Source organism: Natrialba chahannaoensis JCM 10990 (genome assembly GCF_000337135.1).
Classification (GTDB): Archaea; Halobacteriota; Halobacteria; order Halobacteriales; family Natrialbaceae; genus Natrialba; species Natrialba chahannaoensis.
On the sequence record NZ_AOIN01000075.1, the window covers coordinates 1 to 1935 of the forward strand.

1 protein-coding gene is annotated in these 1935 nt (G+C 64.1%); it reads right to left on the reverse strand.

Features of this window, described 5'->3' with window-relative positions:
• Window positions 1-148: 148 nt before the first annotated feature.
• The gene (locus tag C482_RS13670; protein WP_004045523.1) at window positions 149-967 is read right to left on the reverse strand and encodes a rolling circle replication-associated protein; all 819 of its coding nucleotides are present in this window, start codon (window positions 965-967) and stop codon (window positions 149-151) included.
• Window positions 968-1935: the final 968 nt, after the last annotated feature.

Below are 1935 nucleotides of genomic sequence, written 5' to 3' on the forward strand. Positions count from 1 at the left end.
CTCGCGCCATCAGAGATGTGTATAAGAGACAGGACGGCGCAAGGGTCGCCGAAAATCGAACCGACCCCACCACCCACCACAGGGACCTATAACGGTGTCTAGGGGGACCCCACCCGGCACCTCTCACCTCGCGGTGGGACCGACCGATCTAGTCTGGTGGCGGTCCTCTATCCTCGTCGCGCCGGAAGTCTCCCGACGCAGCCGACACCCAGTCCTCGACGATCGGATCCCACGCCATCAGTGACCAGTCCTCCTCGAGCGCACTGCCGTCACGATCGTCGCCGCCCGGATCGCGTGGATCGAGATCGACGTCGGCGCTAGATCCGTACCGCCGCGACCCCGACGGCAGGAACGACAGCGAGCCACGACCGAGGTACGCACTGATGTAGTGCGCCGCGTTCCGTGCGTCCACCCGCCGGATGTCCACCACCCGGCCGAGGCCGACGCGCTCGGCCAACTGCGACAGTTCCCGCTGCGGCAGGAACCGATCCACGAGCAGGTGCAGGTGCGGCCGGTCCCGCTCGTCTCCCTCGTGCCGCACCCACAGATACGACAGGTTTGGATAGCGGTCCCTCAGTTCCGTCCTCAGCGCGTTCCACCGATCGGTGATGTACTCGTGCTTCTCCTCCTTCGACGCGGGCGCTCTGCGGTCCACTGTGAGCGTCAGGAACCGACGCATCTCCGGGCGCTCCTCCGTGATCCGTTCTATCTCCTCGATCAGTCCCATCCTCAGCCGGTGGCCGCAACACTCGCAGTCCCACGAACCGCAACGGTACGACGCCTGTTCCCCCGATTCTGTCTGGTACTTCAGGTGCGCCAAGTCCTTCCGGCAGTCCGGCCGCTCCCGATCCGGCCCGCAATCCCAGTCCCGACCGAGCCGTGACTGCTCATCCAACTCGACCTCGCCGTCGACGGGATCCGCGCTCACTCCGACCACCCCGACCGACGCGATCGCGAGCTGCTCCACGAGTGGCCCGACAGCACGTCCGGCCCAGCTGGGGCGGCACTATCCGACGACCGCGACGAAGACGAGCCGGTGGCACCGCACCGCACCATAGCCACCGGCACGTCTTCTACCGCACCGCACGGTGGAACGCCTGAATTGGCGAAGCATAGCGGCTCTTGAGTTGTTCTAACTAGCGTCGAGTAAAGACCGCACCGCCGCCGCACCGCCACCGCACAAGATAGCCCCCTCCCGCCGGTCGGGGGCGTGCGGATCGGGCGGCCCTCGAGCCGGGTACGCCGGCTCTCGGGCAAATCAAGATCGCCCGATCCTTGCGGTGGATCGGCGCTTAGTCGTCCAGACCGAGCGTTTCCGTGAACCGTCGAAACACTTACTGACTCGGCTGAGAGAGGACAGAGCGAGGACGAACCCTCCGGCCAAGAGGTTTCCACCGGGCGATTCTGCCACAAATCGCGTCCGGTGGAATCGTCCGTCGCCCGGGCCTTCTCCGGGCATTCACTCACGTTGCGTAGCTTTGACTGCGACGAGAACGACTAGCCCCTTAAAGAATACTGACCTTTCACCCCGGCAGAACATCTACCTATCCCGATACTACCAACACGCCCACATATTGTTATTAGCAGTTCTAACCATAGCCAGACAGAACCCGAAACCGCATGACAGCGCAGGGGTCGCCGATCGCCCCGGAGTATCACCCATCACAACTTACCGCCGTCTTGCGATTCTTCCCCCTGTCGAATCCCGGCCCTATCCGTACAATCGCAGGACGGCGTAAGGATACCCCTGTCTGAACCGCCACAACTTACCGCCGTCTTGCGATTCTCCCACCACAATCACTCGCCCCTCCGCTCCCTAATCGCAGGACGGCGCAAGGGTCGCCGAAAATCGAACCGACCCCACCACCCACCACAGGGACCTATAACGGTGTCTAGGGGGACCCCACCCGGCACCTCTCACCTCGCGGTGGGACC